The sequence below is a fragment of the Dyella sp. 2RAB6 genome (assembly GCF_052115385.1).
Lineage (GTDB): Bacteria > Pseudomonadota > Gammaproteobacteria > Xanthomonadales > Rhodanobacteraceae > Dyella_D.
In genome coordinates this window covers 181,378-197,902 of the sequence record NZ_JBFRGP010000005.1, presented here as the reverse complement: position 1 = coordinate 197,902, position 16,525 = coordinate 181,378, and the positions used below count along the sequence as shown (strand labels likewise).

Below are 16,525 nucleotides of genomic sequence, written 5' to 3'. Positions count from 1 at the left end.
TGTGCCCGCCTTTGAGGAGCGAGGAAGGTGCCGGCAGGCGGATGAGGGTACGGGCGAAGTGGTGCGCTCCACTGCGCCCGTACCCTCACCCCTCTCCCGGAGGGAGAGGGGCTTTATGTCGAGGCACTCACTAGCGCTTCTCATACCTGAGAGCCGACTCCTACGGCTCCATCATTACGTTGCGATCCATGCCCTTTCTCGAACTGACCCTCACCGTCCGCTCCGAACACCAGCCGCGCGTGGAAGAAGCGCTCGACGATATCGGCGCGCTGTCCGTGACCCTGCAGGATGCCGATGCGGAAACGCCGGACGAGCAGGCGATCTTCGAGCCGGGCGTGGGCGAGCTGCCGCTGTGGCCGACCATCGTCATGAATGCGCTGTTCGACGAGCACACCGACCGGCGCGGCCTCACCGAGGCGCTGAGCGAATTGCTGCCATGGCTGGAACCGGACCAGGTGCAATACCGCGACGTCGCCGACCAGGACTGGGAACGCGCATGGATGGATACCTTCAAGCCGATGCAGTTCGGCCGCCGGCTGTGGATCTATCCGTGGAACATCGAACCGCCGGCGAATGACCAGGCCGTGGTGGTGCGCCTCGATCCCGGCCTCGCCTTCGGCAGCGGCACCCATCCCACCACGGCGCTGTGCCTGGAATGGCTGGATGCGCAGGCGCTGCAGGGCCGTACCCTGGTCGACTACGGCTGCGGCTCGGGCATCCTCGCCATCGCCGCGCTCAAGCTCGGCGCGGCCAGCGCGGTGGGCGTGGACAACGACCCGCAGGCATTGACCGCGTCGGCCGACAATGCGGAGCGCAACCAGGTGGCCGAGCGGCTGGCATTGTTTCTGCCGGAAGATCATGACGCGTCGCCCGCCGACGTCTTCATCGCCAATATCCTGGCCGGCCCGCTGGCGGAACTGGCCCCGACCTTTGCCGCAGCGGCCAAGCACGGCGCGCCGTTCGCGATCTCGGGCATCCTCAAGGGCCAGCAAGACGAACTGCTCGAGCGCTACGCCGAATGGTTCGAGGAACTGCGCGTGGACACGCGCGAGGACTGGGTGCGCATCAGCGGACGCCGCCGCGCCGTCTGAAACGTCCGCGCAGGTTGGGGTGAGCGCAAGCGAACCCCAACGAAGGCACGGTCGATGGCTCTGTTGGGGTTCGCTTGCACTCACCCCAACCTGCACGCGGCAAAGCGCCGACGACGTTGCACATTCAAGCCGCCTTTTGCCATTACCCTTTACAGGTCGCCGCGCGACCGACTCTACTTGCCGCATGTACGCCCAATGCCCCGACTGCCTGACCGTGTTCTCGATGGATGCGGAAACCCTTGCGCAGGCGCGCGGCCGGGTCGTGTGCGGGCATTGCCAGACCCCGTTCGACGCGCTGGACAATCTCAGCGGCCAATTGCCGCCGGAACCGTTCCAGCGCCTGCCTGAGCGCAGCGTGCCGGGCGCGCCGCCGCGGGTGGAGTCGGCGGTCTACCGGCCGCGCCCCGAAGCGCCGGCATTCGCGGCCGAGTCCGTCACACCTGGCGCCGGCGAAGACTTCACGCAACTGACCTTCTCGCCACGCTTCGCGCGCGAAGCGCGGCGCAGCGGCGTGCGCCGCTGGCCTTGGCTGGTCGCGTGCCTGATCCTGTTGCTGCTGTTGTGCGCGCAGCTGGCCTGGGCCAAGCGCGAGGAACTGGTCGCCGATGCCAGCACCGGCCCCGTGCTGCGCCAGCTCTGCGAAGGTTTCGGCTGTCGCCTGCCGCTGGTGCAGGACACCGCGCGCCTGCGCCTGCTGGCGCGCGACGTGCAAGCCCACCCTTCGGTGCCCGGCGCGTTGCTGATCAGCGCCACCGTGCACAACGACGCGACGTTCGACCAGCCCTGGCCGGTGGTGGTGGTGACCTTGTCCGACGTCGACGGCAAGCGCCTCGCCATGCGCCGCCTGCGTCCGTCCGAATACCTGGGCGATGGTGCGGTGGCCACGCGCGGCTTGCCGGCCGGCGACAACGCCGCCCTGGTGCTGGAAGTCGAAGATCCGGGCAACAAGGCGGTGGCTTTCGAGATCGGTTTCGAATGAGCCGGACCGTCCGCCAGAAAATCAGCACTTAAAATTCTTCGGTCACAGGGGTAAACTCTCACCCCTTCGACTGCTGCATTCGGCGTTCCATGCGAGCCGCCGCCCGCGGTACCAGCCAAAGCAACATGTGGCGACCCATGCAGTCGCCGCGTAGTCATGTGAGGGAGATGTCCGTGAACGCCGTCAGACTGCCTGCTGCCGAGGCCGCCAAGGAGTCCTCGTCGCAGAGCGCGTTGAGCGAATGCGTTACCCGCACCGTCCGTCGCTATCTCGCCGATATCGGCGACACGGAATGCGCGGAAGGTCTGCATGCGCTCGTCATCCGCGAAGTGGAAGGTCCGCTGCTGCGCGAAGTGCTGGCCTGGCACGACGGCAACCAGAGCCGCGCCGCCGCCGCGCTCGGCATCAATCGCGCCACGCTGCGCAAGAAGCTCGCCGCCCACGGCCTGCTCTGAAGGTCGACCTCTGAAGTTCGACGCGGCGCGATGCCGCATCCAGGGACCAGGATGTCCGCTGCCGCTCTGATCCGCCCCATCACCGATGCCGACCACGCTGCGATCGTCACGCTGTGGGAAGCGGCGGTACGCGCCACGCATGATTTCCTCACCGAAGCAGACATCGTGTTCTTCCGCGGCTTCCTGCCCGGCATCTTTGGACATCTAAACGTCCAGGTCGCCGAGCTCGACGGCCGCGTGGCCGGCTTCGTCGGCCTCTCGGAGCGGCATATCGAAGCGCTGTTCGTCGACCCCTCGCTGCACCAGCGCGGCATCGGCCGGCTGCTGCTGGATACGGTGATTTCGGCCGATCCGCGCGTGCCATGGACGGTCGACGTGAACGAGCAGAACCCCGGCGCCACGCGGTTTTACGAGCGCTACGGCTTCGTGCGCATCGGCCGCTCGGAGCTGGACGCAAGCGGACGTCCATTCCCCCTGCTGCACCTGGTGCTGCGCCGCTGAGCGCGCCAACCCGGGGACCCGCGGCGCTATAATTGCGTCTTTCCCGCAGGAACCCGCCCCATGTCCGCAGCTTCCACGGCGCCGATCCGCCGCGCCCTGCTCAGCGTCTCCGACAAACACGGCCTGATCGACCTCGCCCGCCGCCTGTCGGCCAGGGGCGTCGAGCTGCTGTCCACCGGCGGCAGCGCCAAGGCGATCCGCGAGGCCGGCCTGCCGGTGCAGGACGTGAGCGAGCTGACCGGTTTCCCGGAAATCATGGACGGCCGCGTGAAGACGCTGCACCCGAAGGTGCATGGCGGCCTGCTCGGCCGCCGCGGCACCGACGACGCGGTGATGGCGCAGCTGGAGATCGCACCGATCGACCTGCTGGTGCTGAACCTGTATCCGTTCGAGGCCACCGTCGCCCGCGCGGACTGCACGCTGGAGCAGGCCATCGAGAACATCGATATCGGCGGCCCGGCGATGCTGCGCTCGGCAGCGAAGAACTGGAACGACGTCGGCGTGCTCACCTCGCCCGACCAGTACGAAGCAGCGCTGCAGGAGATCGAGCAGCACGGCGGCCTGTCGCGCGCCACGCGCTTCAAGCTGGCGGTGGCCGCGTTCAATCGCGTCTCCAACTACGACGCTGCGATCAGCGATTACCTGTCGTCGATCCATCTCAACGAGACGCAGGATGCGATCGCCAGCAAGGACCTGTTCTCGGCCCAGGCCAATGGCCGCTTCGTCAAGCTGATGGATCTGCGCTACGGCGAGAATCCGCACCAGCACGCCGCGTTCTACCGCGACCTGTATCCGGCGCCGGGCACGCTGGCCACGTTCCGCCAGCTCCAGGGCAAGGAACTGTCGTTCAACAACATCGCCGACGCCGACGCGGCGTGGGAATGCGTGCGCAGCTTCACCAAGCCGGCCTGCGTGATCGTCAAGCACGCCAACCCCTGCGGCGTGGCGGTGAGCCTGGAAGGCGTGGGCCGCGCCTACGACCTGGCCTACCAGACCGACCCGACCTCGGCCTTCGGCGGCATCATCGCCTTCAACCGCGAGCTGGACGGCGCCACCGCGCGCGCCATCGTCGAGCGCCAGTTCGTGGAAGTGGTGCTGGCGCCGGCGTACGCGGAAGACGCGCTGCGGGCCTTCGCCAAGAAGGGCAATGTGCGCGTGCTGCTGATCCCGCCGCCGGCCGACGGCGATCTGCGCAACCCCCATCCAGGCAGCGACGTACGCCGCGTGGGTTCGGGCCTGCTGATCCAGACCGCCGACCGCGGCATGGTCACCGCCGAGGATCTGAAAGTGGCTACCAGGCGTGCGCCGACCGAGGCCGAAGTGCACGACCTGATCTTCGCCTGGAAGGTGGCCAAGTACGTCAAGAGCAACGCCATTGTCTACGCGCGCAACCGCCAGACCATCGGCATCGGCGCCGGCCAGATGAGCCGCGTGTACAGCGCGCGCATCGCCGGCATCAAGGCGGCCGACGAGAAGCTGGAAGTGCGCGGCTCGGTGATGGCCTCCGATGCGTTCTTCCCGTTCCGCGACGGTATCGATGCGGCGGCGCAGGCCGGCATTACCGCAGTGATCCAGCCGGGCGGCTCGATGCGCGACGCCGAGGTGATCGCGGCCGCCGACGAGCACGGCATGGCGATGGTGTTCACCGGGATGCGCCACTTCCGCCACTGAACCCGCGCATCCGTAGGTTGGGGTGAGCCAACGGCGAACCCCAACATCGCCACCTTCAAGCGCACCACAACGTTGGGGTTCGCCTTCGGCTCACCCCAACCTACGCCGAGGGTCGCGTTTCCGCGGCACCCTTCCATTCCTCTGATCGCGCCGCATAGCGCCGCGCCAGCACCGCGCAGGTCATCAGCTGGATCTGGTGGAACAGCATGATCGGCAGCACGATCGCGCCCAGCGGATGGCTGGCGAACAGCACCTTGGCCATCGGCACGCCGCTGGCGAGGCTCTTCTTCGAGCCGCAGAACACGATGGTGATCTCGTCCGCGCGGTCGAAGCCGAGCGCACGTGCGCCATAGCGCGTGATCAGCAGCGCGATCGCCAGCAGCACCGCGTTCACCACCAGCAGGCCGCCCAGCACCGGCAGCGGCACCTGTTTCCACAGGCCCTGCAGCACCGCCGCGCTGAACGCGGTGTACACCACCAGCAGGATCGAACCCTGGTCCACGTAGGACACCAGGCCGCGATGCCGCGCCACCCAGCCGCCGATCCAGCGCTGCGCGATCTGGCCGGCCACGAACGGCACGAACAGCTGCAAGGTGATCGAGCCGATCGCATTCCAGGACATGCCGCCCTGGCCGTGCGATTCCAGCATCAGGCCCACCAGCAGCGGCGTGACCACGATGCCGAGCAGGCTGGAGGCCGAGGCCGCGCAGATCGCCGCGGCGACGTTGCCGCGCGCGATCGAGGTAAAGGCGATCGACGACTGCACCGTCGACGGCAGCGCGCACAGGAACAGCACGCCCAGGTACAGCTCCGGCGTCACCAGCGGCGCCAGCAGCGGACGCAGCAGCAGGCCCAGCAGCGGGAACAGCGCGAAGGTGCTGGCCAGCACGGTCAGGTGCAGCCGCCAGTGGGTGGCGCCGGCCACCACCGCCTCGCGCGACAGCTTGGCGCCGTGCAGGAAGAACAGCAGCGCGATCGCCACGTCGGTCAGCACTTCGAACACGCTGGCGGCGCCGCCGCGGCAGGGCAGCAGCGTGGCCAGCGCCACGGTGACGATCAGCGCGCAGGTGAAGCGGTCGGGGAGAAAACGGCGGAAGGACATGGCGGAGGCCGGGCCGGGCAGGAATGGCGGCTATTGCAGCGCCCGGCCATTGATAAATCAAATCGTTTTATATTATTCACTGATACGATAAGCGCATGAATGTCAGCCTGCGCCAGCTCCGCGCCTTCCTCGCCGTGGCCCGCCTGCAGCACTTCCGGCGCGCCGCCGAGAGCCTGCACCTGACCCAGCCGGCGATCAGTCGGCATATCGCCGAACTCGAAGCCGAACTGGACGTGCGCCTGTTCGACCGCAACACGCGCGAAGTCGTGCCCACCGAAGCCGGCCGTTATCTGCAAGGTGCGGTAGAGCGCGTGCTGGACGAACTGGAAGGCGTGCTCGCCCACGTGCATTCGGAAAGCGAGCGGCGGCGCGGCAAGGTGCGCGTGGCCTCGGTGCCCACGCTGTCGGCGGGGCTGATGCCAGCCAGCATCGCGGCCTGTGCGCGCGACTATCCGCAGCTCACCGTGCAACTGCACGACCAGGCGCAGACCCTGGTGCTGGACAGCGTGCGCAGCGGCGAAGTGGATTTCGGCCTGGCCATCGAACCGGCGGACCGCGAATCCTTCGATACGGAAACCATCCTGGACGACCCGTTCGTGCTGGTCTGCCGCGCCGACCATCCGTTCGCCGCACTGGCCGAGGTGCCGTGGAAGAAGCTCAAGGGCCAGCCGCTGGTGCTGCTCGACCAGACCTCCGGCAGCCGCCGCCTGATCGACCGCCAGCTCGCCGCGCAACGCATCGAGCCCGAGGTGGCGCAGCAGGCCGGCCACACGCTCACCGCGTTCCGCATGGTCGAGGCAGGCCTCGGCGTAAGCGTCGCGCCGCAGTTGTCGTTGCCGGCGCCCGGCGCGCTGGTGGCGCGGCCGCTGGTGCCGGTGGTGCATCGCGCCGTCACCTTGATCCGCCGCCGCCATCGCTCGCTGTCGCCGGTGGCGGCGCTGGTGTGGGAACGCATCCGCGACACCGCGGCGACGCTGGCCGACACGCGCCGGAAGATCACGCCCCATTGAGCCGCGCGCGCCTAGCGTCGGCGTTTCCCCGCAGGAGCACGCCATGCGCTACCAGCTCTATTACTGGAGCGGCATCCAGGGCCGCGGCGAATTCGTGCGCCTGGCGCTGGAAGATGCCGGCGCGGATTACGTCGATGTCGCACGCGAGCAAGGCGACGACGCGATGATGCCGTTCCTGCGCGGCGAGCGGCCCGGTGCACGGCCGTTCGCGCCGCCGTTCCTCAAGGCCGGGCGGCTGGTGATTGCGCAGACCGCGGAAATCCTCCGTTGGCTGGGGCCGCGCCATGCGCTGGTGCCGAACAGTGAAGCGGCGCGCCTGTACGCGCACCAGTTGGAGCTGACCCTCTCCGACCTCGTGGTAGAGGCGCACGACACCCACCATCCCATCGCCAGCGGCCTCTATTACGAGGATCAACGAGCGGCCGCGAAGCTGCGTGCGGAGGATTTCCGCACGCACCGCATGCCGAAGTATCTCGGCTATTTCGAAGAGGTGCTGGACAAGGCCGGCGGCCATTACGCACTGGGCCGCCACTCGTATGTCGACCTTTCGCTGTTCCAGGTGATGAGCGGGCTTTCCTACGCGTTCCCTGCCGCGATGAAGCGCATGCGCAGGAAGCTGCCGTTGCTGAGCGGATTGAGCGAGCGCGTCGCCGAACGGCCGCGCCTCGCGGCGTATCTGGCTTCGCCGCGGCGCCTTGCGTTCAACGAGATGGGCATCTTCCGGCATTACCCGGAACTGGATGCGTAATGCGTAGGTTGGGGTGAGCCGCAGGCGAACCCCAACATGGGCGCTGCACACGTTTTGCACCGTTGGGGTTCGCCTGCGGCTCACCCCAACCTACGCCATGCGTTGACAGGTATTTCAGAAGATCGCGATCACCAGCGCCCCGACCAGGATCAACCCGCCACCCACCAGCATCGGCCAGCTCGGCTTTTCGCCCAGCACCAGCAAACCCAGCACGATCACGAACGCCACGCTGAGCTTGTCGATCGGCGCCACCTTGCTCACCGGCCCCAGCTGCAGCGCGCGGTAATAGCACAGCCACGACAAGCCGGTGGCGATGCCGGACAGCACCAGGAACAGCCACGTCTGCCACGACAGCCCCGCCGGCCGCGCCCATTCGCTGCGCAGGCTCAGGATGCCGGCCGTCACCAGCAGGATCACCACGGTGCGAATGAAGGTGGCGAGGTTGGAATTGATCCCCGCGACGCCGAGCTTGCCGAACAGCGCGGTCAGCGCGGCGAAGAACGCCGAGCCGAGCGCAAACAGCAGCCAGCTCTCGCGCAGGTTCATGCCGGACTTACGGGCTGCAGGAAGGCTGGTCCTCGGCGGGACGGCTCTTGCCCCATTCCAGCACCTTGTACATCACCGGCTTGACCGGTTCGCGCGGACCGCTCTGGCTGACCTGGCTGTAGTTGCCCTTGGGATCGACCAGATAGACCTGCTCGGGACCGAACTTCGGCTTCACCACCACCTGGTACAGCGCACCGCTGCGGCGGTATTCCTGGATGGTGTTGTCGTCCTTGGTGCACTCGGTCAATTTCGGTTCCTCGCCGTTCTTGGCGGCGGGTTTCGCGGCAGGCGCCTTGGGCGAACTCTCCGCGGTGGCCGGCTTGGGCGGCAGGGTCACCTTGACGCCCGGGTCGTTCATCCCCGGCGGCGGCGGCGCCGGCGGCAGGGACTGGGCGGACTGCGCGAACACCGGCGCGGCGGCAACGACACCCAGGGCAATGAACAAGGCGGCAGGCTTCATATCGGATCTCCTCGCGAAGCCCCGAGCATAGCAGCGGCCTCGTGCTGCGCCGTGAAGCGCGGCAACACGGCGCATCGGCGCTACACTCCGCCCTTTCCTTCGGCCGGCGACCGCCCGCATGGCGCGCGGCTGGCCTTCCCTTCCCAGGCTTCCGTGGCGTCCATGTCCAAGCTCATCCTCATCGACGGCTCTTCGTATCTCTACCGCGCCTTCCACGCGCTGCCTCCGCTGACCAATGCGCAGGGCGAGCCCACCGGCGCGCTGTTCGGCGTGGTCAACATGCTGCGCGCCACGCTGAAGGCGAAGCCCGCCTACGTGGCTTTCGTCAGCGACGCGCCCGGCCCCACGTTTCGCGATGCGCTCTACGACCAGTACAAGGCCAACCGCCCGCCGATGCCGGACGAGCTGCGCGCCCAGGTCGAGCCGATGCTGGCGATCGTCGGCGCACTGGGTTTTCCGATCCTGCGCGTGAGCGGCGTGGAAGCCGACGACGTGATCGGCACGCTGACCGAGCAGGCGCACGCGCGCGGCATCGAAGTGGAGATCTCCACCGGCGACAAGGACCTCGCCCAGCTGGTGCGTCCCGGCATCACCCTGGTCAACACCATGACCAACACCACCATGGACGACGCCGGTGTGATGGAGAAGTTCGGCGTGGCGCCCACGCAGATCATCGATTACCTCACCCTGGTCGGCGACTCGGTGGACAACGTCCCCGGCGTGCCCAAGTGCGGCCCCAAGACCGCCGCCAAGTGGCTGGCCGAATACGGTTCCCTCGACGGCGTGATCGCCAATGCCGACAAGGTCGGCGGCAAGATCGGCGAGAGCCTGCGCGCGGCGCTGCCGCAGCTGCCGCTGTCGCGCGAGCTGGTCACCATCAAGCTGGACGTGCCGCTCGAGCAGGGCGTGGAAGAGCTGAAGCTGCGCGAGCGCGACACCGGGCAACTGCGCGAGCTGTATACCCGCTACGAGTTCAAGGCCGCGCTGAAAGACATGGACAGCGGCGAATCCGCCGCCGCATCCGCACCGGCCGCCACCACGCCTGTCGCCGCCGCCGTGCAGCCCGCAGGCGATCTCAGCGGCCCGGGCCGCTACGAACTGGTCACCACCGAAGCGCAACTCGACGCCTGGCTCGACAAGCTGCGCACGGCCGAGCTGATCGCCTTCGACACCGAGACCACCAGCATCGATTCGATGCGCGCGGAGATCGTCGGCCTGAGCCTCTCGGTCGAGACCGGCGAAGCCTGCTACGTGCCGCTGACCCATGACTATCCCGGCGCGCCCACGCAGCTGCCGCGCGATGAAGTGCTGGCGAGGCTCAAGCCGATCTTCGAAGACCCCGCACGCCCCAAGCTCGGCCAGCACGCCAAGTACGACATCAATATTCTTTCGCACTACGGCATCGTGCTGCAGGGGCTCAAGCACGACTCCATGCTGGAGTCGTACGTGTGGAACGCCACCGCCACGCGCCACGACATGGATTCGCTGGCGCGCAAATACCTCGGCTACGAAACGGTGAAGTACGAGGAAGTGGCCGGCAAGGGCGCCAAGCAGATTTCCTTCTCGCAGGTGGACATCGACACCGCCTGCCGCTACGCCGCCGAAGACGCCGACATCACCCTGCGCCTGCACCACGCGCTGTGGCCGCTGCTGCAGACCGTGCCGAAGCTGCTCGGCGTGTACGAGGACATCGAGATCCCGCTGGTACCGGTGCTCGCCGGCATGGAGCAGCACGGCGTGCTGATCGACGTATCCAGCCTGCGCCTGCAGAGCCAGCAACTCGGCAAGCGCATGCTCGAGCTGCAGCAGCAGGCGTGGAAAGCGGCCGGCCACGACTTCAGCCTGGACTCGCCCAAGCAGCTGCAGAACGTGCTGTTCGACGAACTGGGCCTGCCGGCCAAGCTGCGCACGCCGACCGGCCAGCCGTCGACCAACGAAGAAGCGCTGGAAGCGATCGCCGACGAGCATCCGTTGCCGCGCCTGATCCTCGACTACCGCGGCCTGGCCAAGCTGCGTTCGACGTACACCGAGAAGCTGGCCGAGATCGTCAACCCGCGCACCGGCCGCGTGCACACCAGCTATCACCAGGGCGCGGTGGCGACGGGGCGCGTGTCCTCGTCCGATCCCAATCTGCAGAACATCCCGGTGCGCACCGAGGAAGGCCGGCGCATCCGCCAGGCCTTTATCGCGCCGCCGGGCTGGAAGGTGCTTGCGGCGGATTACTCGCAGATCGAGCTGCGCATCATGGCCCACCTGTCCGGCGACGAAGGTCTGCTGCGCGCGTTCCAGGAAGGCGGCGACGTGCATCGCGCCACCGCTGCGGAAGTATTCGGGCTGGCGCCGGAAGCAGTCAGCGCCAACCAGCGCCGTGCGGCCAAGGCGATCAACTTCGGCCTGATGTACGGCATGAGCGCGTTCGGCCTGGCGCGCCAGCTCGGCGTGGATCGCGGCGAGGCGAGTGACTACATGGCGCGCTATTTCGCCCGCTACCCCGGCGTGCATGCCTTCATGGATGCCACCCGCGAACAGGCGCACCGCGACGGCTATGTCGAGACCATCTTCGGCCGCCGCCTGTACCTGGAGAACCTCACCAACCGCAACCAGGCGCTGCGCGCCGGCGCCGAACGCGCGGCAGTGAACGCGCCGATGCAGGGCAGCGCGGCCGACATCATCAAGCGCGCCATGATTGCCATGGCCGCCTGGCTGAAGGGACGCGACGACGCACACATGCTGATGCAGGTGCACGACGAACTGGTGTTCGAGGTGCGCGAGGACGCGGTGGAGGAAGTGCGCGCCGCAGTGGTCGAGCGCATGTCCGGCGCCGCGCCATTGCGCGTGCCGCTGCTGGTCGAGGCCGGCGTGGGCGCGAACTGGGACGAGGCGCACTGAGCTTGCGCGGCATTTGGAATTTCCAAATGAACCGCCAATGAATTTTTTTCGGAATCTTGCTGCAACTTTTCCTCGCTCGGACGTTCTATAGACACGGACGCACGCAACGGCGTCCGCGGCTCACTCACCTCCCTGGATGAGCCATCGGCAAGGCGGACCTTCCCCTGGGATCCGCAGCCACGCCCCGAGGGCTCCCCCCTAGCCCTCGGGGCTTTCTTTTTCAGGCGCGTTTTTTTACCCCCGCCGAAAAGACGCCGAAAGCCCAAAGCCGCTAGCATCCCCGCCTGACCCGGCCCATGCCTCCGCCGGGCAAGCGAAAGGTCGCGCCACGTGCAGAAGAAAGGCAAAGCCACTTCCTTCGATATCGCCCACCTGGCGGGCGTCTCCCAGTCCACGGTGTCGCGCGCCCTGCGCGGCAGCCCGCTGGTGAGCGAGGAGACGCGCCTGCGCATCGAGGAGGCGGCCACCCAGCTCAAGTACAAGGTCGACAAGAACGCCTCCAACCTGCGCACCCGCCACTCCGGCACGCTGGCCCTGCTGCTGTTCGAGGACCCCACCGCGGACGACTCGCACATCAACCCGTTCTTCCTGTCGATGCTCGGCTCGATCACCCGCGCCTGCGCCCAGCGCGGCTACGACCTGCTGGTCTCGTTCCAGCAGCTCTCGCACGACTGGCATGCCGACTACGCGGACACCCGCAAGGCCGACGGCATCCTGCTGCTCGGCTATGGCGATTACCTGGCCTATCGCGACAAGCTGGAAAAACTGGTGGCCCAAGGCACCCACTGCGTGCGCTGGGGCGCGGTGCTGCCGGACCAGCCGGATGTCTCGATCGGCTGCGACAACTTCCGCGGCGGCCAGGACGTCACCACCCATCTGCTGGCGCAAGGCTGCCGCCGCATCGCCTTCCTCGGCGACGCCTCCAGCCACTACCCCGAATTCTTCGACCGCTATCGCGGCTATGCCGACGTGCTGGAGAAATCCGGCCTCACCGTCGATCCGGCCCTGCAGGTCAACGGCGAAAGCACCGAGCAGTCCGGCTATACCGCGCTGGAAACGCTGCTGGCCCGCGGTGCGCAGTTCGATGCGGTATTCGCCGCCAGCGACCTGATCGCCATCGGCGCCATGCGGGCCCTGGCCGACCAGGGCCGGAGCATCCCCGGCGACGTCGCCGTGGCCGGTTTCGACGACATCCCGATGGCCAGCTTCGTCAACCCGCAGTTGACCACCGTGCGGCAGGACACGCGCCAGGCCGGCGAGGCGCTGGTCGACAATCTGCTACGGCTGATTCGCGACGAGCCGGCCGAGAGCGCCATGCTGCCGGTGAAACTGGTGGTGCGGAAATCCAGCCTGCGCGAACGCTGACTACGCCGCACCTGGCTCGCGCACCCGCAACACGCACAACCCCGACACGAACAGGCTCCCCCCGCCCAGCACCAGCGCATCGATCGCCTGGCTGTGGAAGAACGCCCGCAGCAGCAAGCCCAGCACACTCGCCGCCAGCAGCTGTGGAATCACGATGAAGAAATTGAAGATGCCCATGTACAGGCCCATCTTGTGCGCCGGCAGGTTGTCCGACAGCAGCGCATAGGGCAGCGACAGGATCGAGGCCCAGGCGAAGCCCACGCCGACCATCGACAGCAGCAGCCAGCGCGGGTCGTGGATCAGCAGCATGGACAAGAAGCCCGCGCCGCCCAGCCACACATTGACCAGGTGGCTGATGCGGATGCCCCAGCGCCGCACCATCCACGGAATCACGATCGCCGCGATCGCGGCAAAACCGTTGTAGGCGGCGAACAGCACGCCCACCCAGTTGGCACCCTCGTTATAGGCGGCCGAACGCGGATCGCTGCTGCCGAAATGCAGCTGGGTCACGCCGGCGGTGGTGTACATCCACATCGCGAACAGCGCGAACCAGGAAAACAGCTGCACCCAGGCCAGCCGGCGCATCGCCTCGGGCATGCCGAACAGATCGCCCAGCACCTGCGCCGTCGGCCCGCGGCTGGCCGTGCGGCCCAGCCAGAGCAGCGCCAGGCCGAACAGGCTCATGCCGCCGGTCAGCAGGTACAGCTCCTTCTCCAGCCTTAAGGCCGCCACCACCAGGGTGAGCGCCACGCCCGCGGCCAGCCAGCGCAGCCCCCAGCGGGAGGCGGCGGGGCGATCGACCACCGTTTCCTCCACCGGGGCGCTGTCGAACGCGGTCAATTCCTCCGGTGGATATTCGCGGGTGGAGCACACCGTCCACAGCACCGAGCCGAGCAGCACGGCGCCGCCGGCATAGAACGCGTAGCGCACCGTATCCGGAATGCCGCTGACCCCCGGCGCATTGCTGACGCCCAGGCGCTCCAGGATCCACGGCAACGCCGAGGCCACCACTGCGCCCAGGCCGATAAAGAAGCTCTGCATCGCATAGCCCAGCGGCCGCTGGCGCGGCGGCAGCTGGTCGCCGACGAAGGCGCGGAACGGCTCCATCGAGATATTGATCGAGGCATCCAGGATCCACAGCAACCCCGCCGCCACCCACAGCGCGGGCGCGTTGGGCATCCACAGCAGGCCCAGCGTGGCCAGCACCGCGCCGACCAGGAAGTACGGCCGGCGCCGGCCCAGCGGCGTCCAGGTGCGGTCCGACAGATAGCCGACGATCGGCTGCACGATCAGCCCCGACAGCGGCGCGGCCACCCACAGCATGGGGATGTCGCCCACCTCGGCGCCGAGGGTCTGGAAGATGCGGCTGACATTGGCGTTCTGCAGCGCGAAGCCGAACTGGATGCCGAGAAAGCCGAAGCACATGTTCCAGATCTGCCAGAACGACAGCGCGGGTTTTCCAATCGTCCTGCTCGTCATGGGGCGGTGCTTCCGGGCGCCAGAGGAGCGATCAGCATATCGCCGACCTCGGCCCGGTTGAGCGGCCCGCCCTCGCCACCCTGCCCGCCGGTGTAATGGGCGAAGTGGCTGAGGTACGACATATTGAAGCCCGGCGCGAGTTCCACGCTGCAATGCTGCCCCTGCTTCGCCGCGAAGCTGCCGCTGGTGGAGCGCTGCCGCCCCACGCTGTGCGGCAGTACCAGCACCACCGGCTGCGCCGGAGCGCCTTCGCAACTGACGCTGGCGATCTGCACGTTGGCGGTAATGCCGGTGTTGATCGGGCCGTGATCGTTGGCGTACTCCAGCGACAATTGGAAGCGGCCGCTGGATGGCGCCGTCCAGCTGCGCGGCCAGGTGCCGCCGACGCGCGCTTCCTCGCCCTTGCATACGCTGGGGCTGTGCAGCGATTCGATGCCATGCGCGTCGACGCGCGTCACGCTGAAGCATTGCTGCGCGGCGGTGCGATCGAGCACAGCGTCGCGCACGGCGCCGCGGCGCGTGCCGTTGACGTACAAGATCAGCTCGCCATCCGCCTGGATCTGCCAGCGCTTGCCGTCGGCCGTTACTTTGGGCGCCTCCGGCGTGGCCGGCGCATTCAGCGGCGCGTCCTGGCGCAGCGGCGGCGCATCCACCTGCACCGCTTTCAGTGCGATCTGGATGCGCTTGCCTTCGCGCTTCTCGCTGCCGCTCACCAGCAAGTTGCCGTCCAGCGTCGCCGGCCGTACCAGCACGATCTCCTGCCCGCCCAGCGCCAGGCTGATCCGCTGCCCGTCGCCGAACAGCATCGGCACCAGCGCCACCGGCAACTTGGGCGTGAGCTTGCCATCGTCGCCCAGGCCGAACACGCCCTGGATCACCATGTCCAGATAAGCGCCCACCGACCACAGCTGCCGCGGCGAATCGACCACCGGCCCGCTGAGCGCACCTTCGTCGACATGCACGGCCTGCGTGGCCAGCTCGAAATTCTCCATGTTCGATCCGGCCAGCGCGGCGCCACGCATCAGCGAGCGCAACTCGTGCTCGATCCGCGCCGGATCGTTCACGGTGCGCGCGGCGCGCAGCGCATAGGCGCTCACAAACGGCCAGATCGCGCGGTTGTGATAGATCGGCTGGTCCTTGCGTTCGGGCCAGATCACTGGACTGCCGGCAGGCCATGTCGGATACGCCGCCAGCGCGGAGCGCGCCTGCTCCGGGCTGGCCACGCCGCTGGTGATGGCCAGCGACAGGCCGAGCAGGTCGTAGGCCTCGTACGGCACCGGATGATCCGCGCCGCCGATGTAGCTCATGTACATGCCGCGGTCGGCACGCCAGAAGTGCGTATTGATCGACTTCTTCAGCGCCCCGGCCTGAGCCTCGTAAGTGGCGGCCGATCCGCCGCGCCGCGGCGCCAGCTTCGCGGCCAGGCGCAGCGCTTCGTAGTGCAGCACGTTGGTGGACAGCGAGAACGACTGGCCGATGAAAGCCACGTTGTTTTTCGTCCACTGTGGATACGTCTGCTCGCGCCAATCCAGGAACGAGGTCTCGCCGCGATACAGCCCCAACGTTTCATCGAAAACGTAGCGCCGGTCCTGCGCCAGCGTATCCAGCAGCGCGCGCCAGGTCTCGTCGGCGAATACCGGATCGTCCAGCAGATGCCGCGCGCCCAGGAACCACACCACGCGATCGGTGCTGATCGGCCAGCTGCCGCCGGAGCCGGTGTCCTGCATCGCGTACAGCCCGTTCGGCACGCCCGGTGCGCGCACATCGGAAAGCTTGAAGCGCAACGAGGCTTTCGCCCGCACGGGATCAAGACGCCACAGCGAGAGATCCACCGCGTACGACAGGTCGCGCGTCCATACGTAATGCCATTTCTCACCCGTCTCGAAGCAGGCGCAGGGAATCGCCTTGCCACGATCGAAGGCGTCGTCGCGAATCGCCTGCACCGAATCCAGGCGCAAGTCGTCCTGCGCCATGGCGAACAGCCCATCGAACAGCGGGCTGGCGGTGTGCGCCACCAGCTTCTGCTTGCCGATAAGGCGTTCGCCGAAGGGGCCGCGCAGCACATAGCTGCCGTCGGAGGCGGCCGCGATGGCCGCCTCCTTGTCCTGCCAATGCACGCCATCGCGCCAGCGGTCCGCCGCTCCCGCGCTGGCGGAAAGCACACCGGCCAGCAGTACCACCGTCAGCATGCGGACACCTTGCACTTGCTCTGCATCGTCATCGGTCTCT

14 protein-coding genes are annotated in these 16,525 nt (G+C 67.7%); 9 read left to right on the top strand and 5 right to left on the bottom strand.

All coding sequences use genetic code 11. The annotated features are described in order from the left end of the window. The first annotated feature begins 188 nt into the window (after nt 1-188). The 5 genes from prmA (at nt 189) to purH (ending at nt 4,697) form a co-directional block, all read left to right on the top strand. Nucleotides 189-1,091 carry a 50S ribosomal protein L11 methyltransferase gene (gene prmA, locus AB4083_RS10805; protein ID WP_441607805.1) on the top strand — a complete coding sequence of 301 codons (903 nt, stop codon included), beginning with the start codon at nt 189-191 and terminating at the stop codon, nt 1,089-1,091. A gap of 184 nt (nt 1,092-1,275) precedes the next feature. Further along, nucleotides 1,276-2,070, top strand: coding sequence for a zinc-ribbon and DUF3426 domain-containing protein (locus tag AB4083_RS10800; protein ID WP_441607804.1), 795 nt, complete (start codon nt 1,276-1,278; stop codon nt 2,068-2,070). A gap of 167 nt (nt 2,071-2,237) precedes the next feature. After that, nucleotides 2,238-2,525 carry a helix-turn-helix domain-containing protein gene (locus AB4083_RS10795; RefSeq protein WP_441607803.1) on the top strand — a complete coding sequence of 96 codons (288 nt, stop codon included), beginning with the start codon at nt 2,238-2,240 and terminating at the stop codon, nt 2,523-2,525. 51 nt (nt 2,526-2,576) lie between these two features. Beyond that, nucleotides 2,577-3,026, top strand: coding sequence for a GNAT family N-acetyltransferase (locus AB4083_RS10790; RefSeq protein WP_441607802.1), 450 nt, complete (start codon nt 2,577-2,579; stop codon nt 3,024-3,026). 60 nt (nt 3,027-3,086) lie between these two features. Further along, nucleotides 3,087-4,697 (top strand): bifunctional phosphoribosylaminoimidazolecarboxamide formyltransferase/IMP cyclohydrolase, encoded by a 1,611-nt coding sequence (gene purH / locus AB4083_RS10785; protein ID WP_441607801.1) that lies wholly within the window; start codon nt 3,087-3,089, stop codon nt 4,695-4,697. 100 nt (nt 4,698-4,797) lie between these two features. Here purH and AB4083_RS10780 read toward each other — a convergent pair whose 3' ends face one another. Beyond that, on the bottom strand, nt 4,798-5,799 hold the full coding sequence (locus AB4083_RS10780; protein WP_441607800.1) for a bile acid:sodium symporter family protein: 1,002 nt from the start codon (nt 5,797-5,799) through the stop codon (nt 4,798-4,800). Nucleotides 5,800-5,894: 95 nt separating this feature from the next. Here AB4083_RS10780 and AB4083_RS10775 point away from each other — a divergent pair, with 95 nt between their 5' ends. Both AB4083_RS10775 and AB4083_RS10770 read left to right on the top strand, forming a co-directional pair. After that, nucleotides 5,895-6,809, top strand: coding sequence for a LysR family transcriptional regulator (locus AB4083_RS10775; protein ID WP_441607799.1), 915 nt, complete (start codon nt 5,895-5,897; stop codon nt 6,807-6,809). A gap of 43 nt (nt 6,810-6,852) precedes the next feature. After that, on the top strand, nt 6,853-7,557 hold the full coding sequence (locus tag AB4083_RS10770) for a glutathione S-transferase (RefSeq protein ID WP_441607798.1): 705 nt from the start codon (nt 6,853-6,855) through the stop codon (nt 7,555-7,557). 114 nt (nt 7,558-7,671) lie between these two features. Here the strand turns inward: AB4083_RS10770 and AB4083_RS10765 are convergent, their stop codons facing one another. After that, nucleotides 7,672-8,103: an EamA family transporter gene (locus AB4083_RS10765; RefSeq protein ID WP_441607797.1), complete on the bottom strand. Its 432-nt coding sequence runs from the start codon at nt 8,101-8,103 to the stop codon at nt 7,672-7,674. A gap of 7 nt (nt 8,104-8,110) precedes the next feature. Then, nucleotides 8,111-8,563 (bottom strand): DUF2782 domain-containing protein, encoded by a 453-nt coding sequence (locus AB4083_RS10760; RefSeq protein WP_441607796.1) that lies wholly within the window; start codon nt 8,561-8,563, stop codon nt 8,111-8,113. Nucleotides 8,564-8,725: 162 nt separating this feature from the next. Between AB4083_RS10760 and polA the strand changes: the two genes are divergently transcribed. Both polA and AB4083_RS10750 read left to right on the top strand, forming a co-directional pair. Next, the gene (polA, locus tag AB4083_RS10755) at nt 8,726-11,452 is read left to right on the top strand and encodes a DNA polymerase I (protein WP_441607795.1); all 2,727 of its coding nucleotides are present in this window, start codon (nt 8,726-8,728) and stop codon (nt 11,450-11,452) included. A 330-nt stretch (nt 11,453-11,782) separates the two neighbouring features. Then, on the top strand, nt 11,783-12,817 hold the full coding sequence (locus AB4083_RS10750; RefSeq protein WP_441607794.1) for a LacI family DNA-binding transcriptional regulator: 1,035 nt from the start codon (nt 11,783-11,785) through the stop codon (nt 12,815-12,817). Here AB4083_RS10750 and AB4083_RS10745 read toward each other — a convergent pair whose 3' ends face one another. Together AB4083_RS10745 and AB4083_RS10740 are read right to left on the bottom strand one after the other, a co-directional pair. Beyond that, nucleotides 12,818-14,296, bottom strand: a complete 1,479-nt coding sequence (locus AB4083_RS10745; protein WP_441607793.1) for an MFS transporter — start codon at nt 14,294-14,296, stop codon at nt 12,818-12,820. After that, a complete protein-coding gene (locus AB4083_RS10740) occupies nt 14,293-16,485 on the bottom strand; it encodes a Six-hairpin glycosidase-like protein (RefSeq protein ID WP_441607792.1) in 2,193 nt (730 codons plus the stop codon). The genes AB4083_RS10745 and AB4083_RS10740 overlap by 4 nt, the downstream gene beginning before the upstream one ends. Nucleotides 16,486-16,525 lie beyond the last annotated feature (40 nt).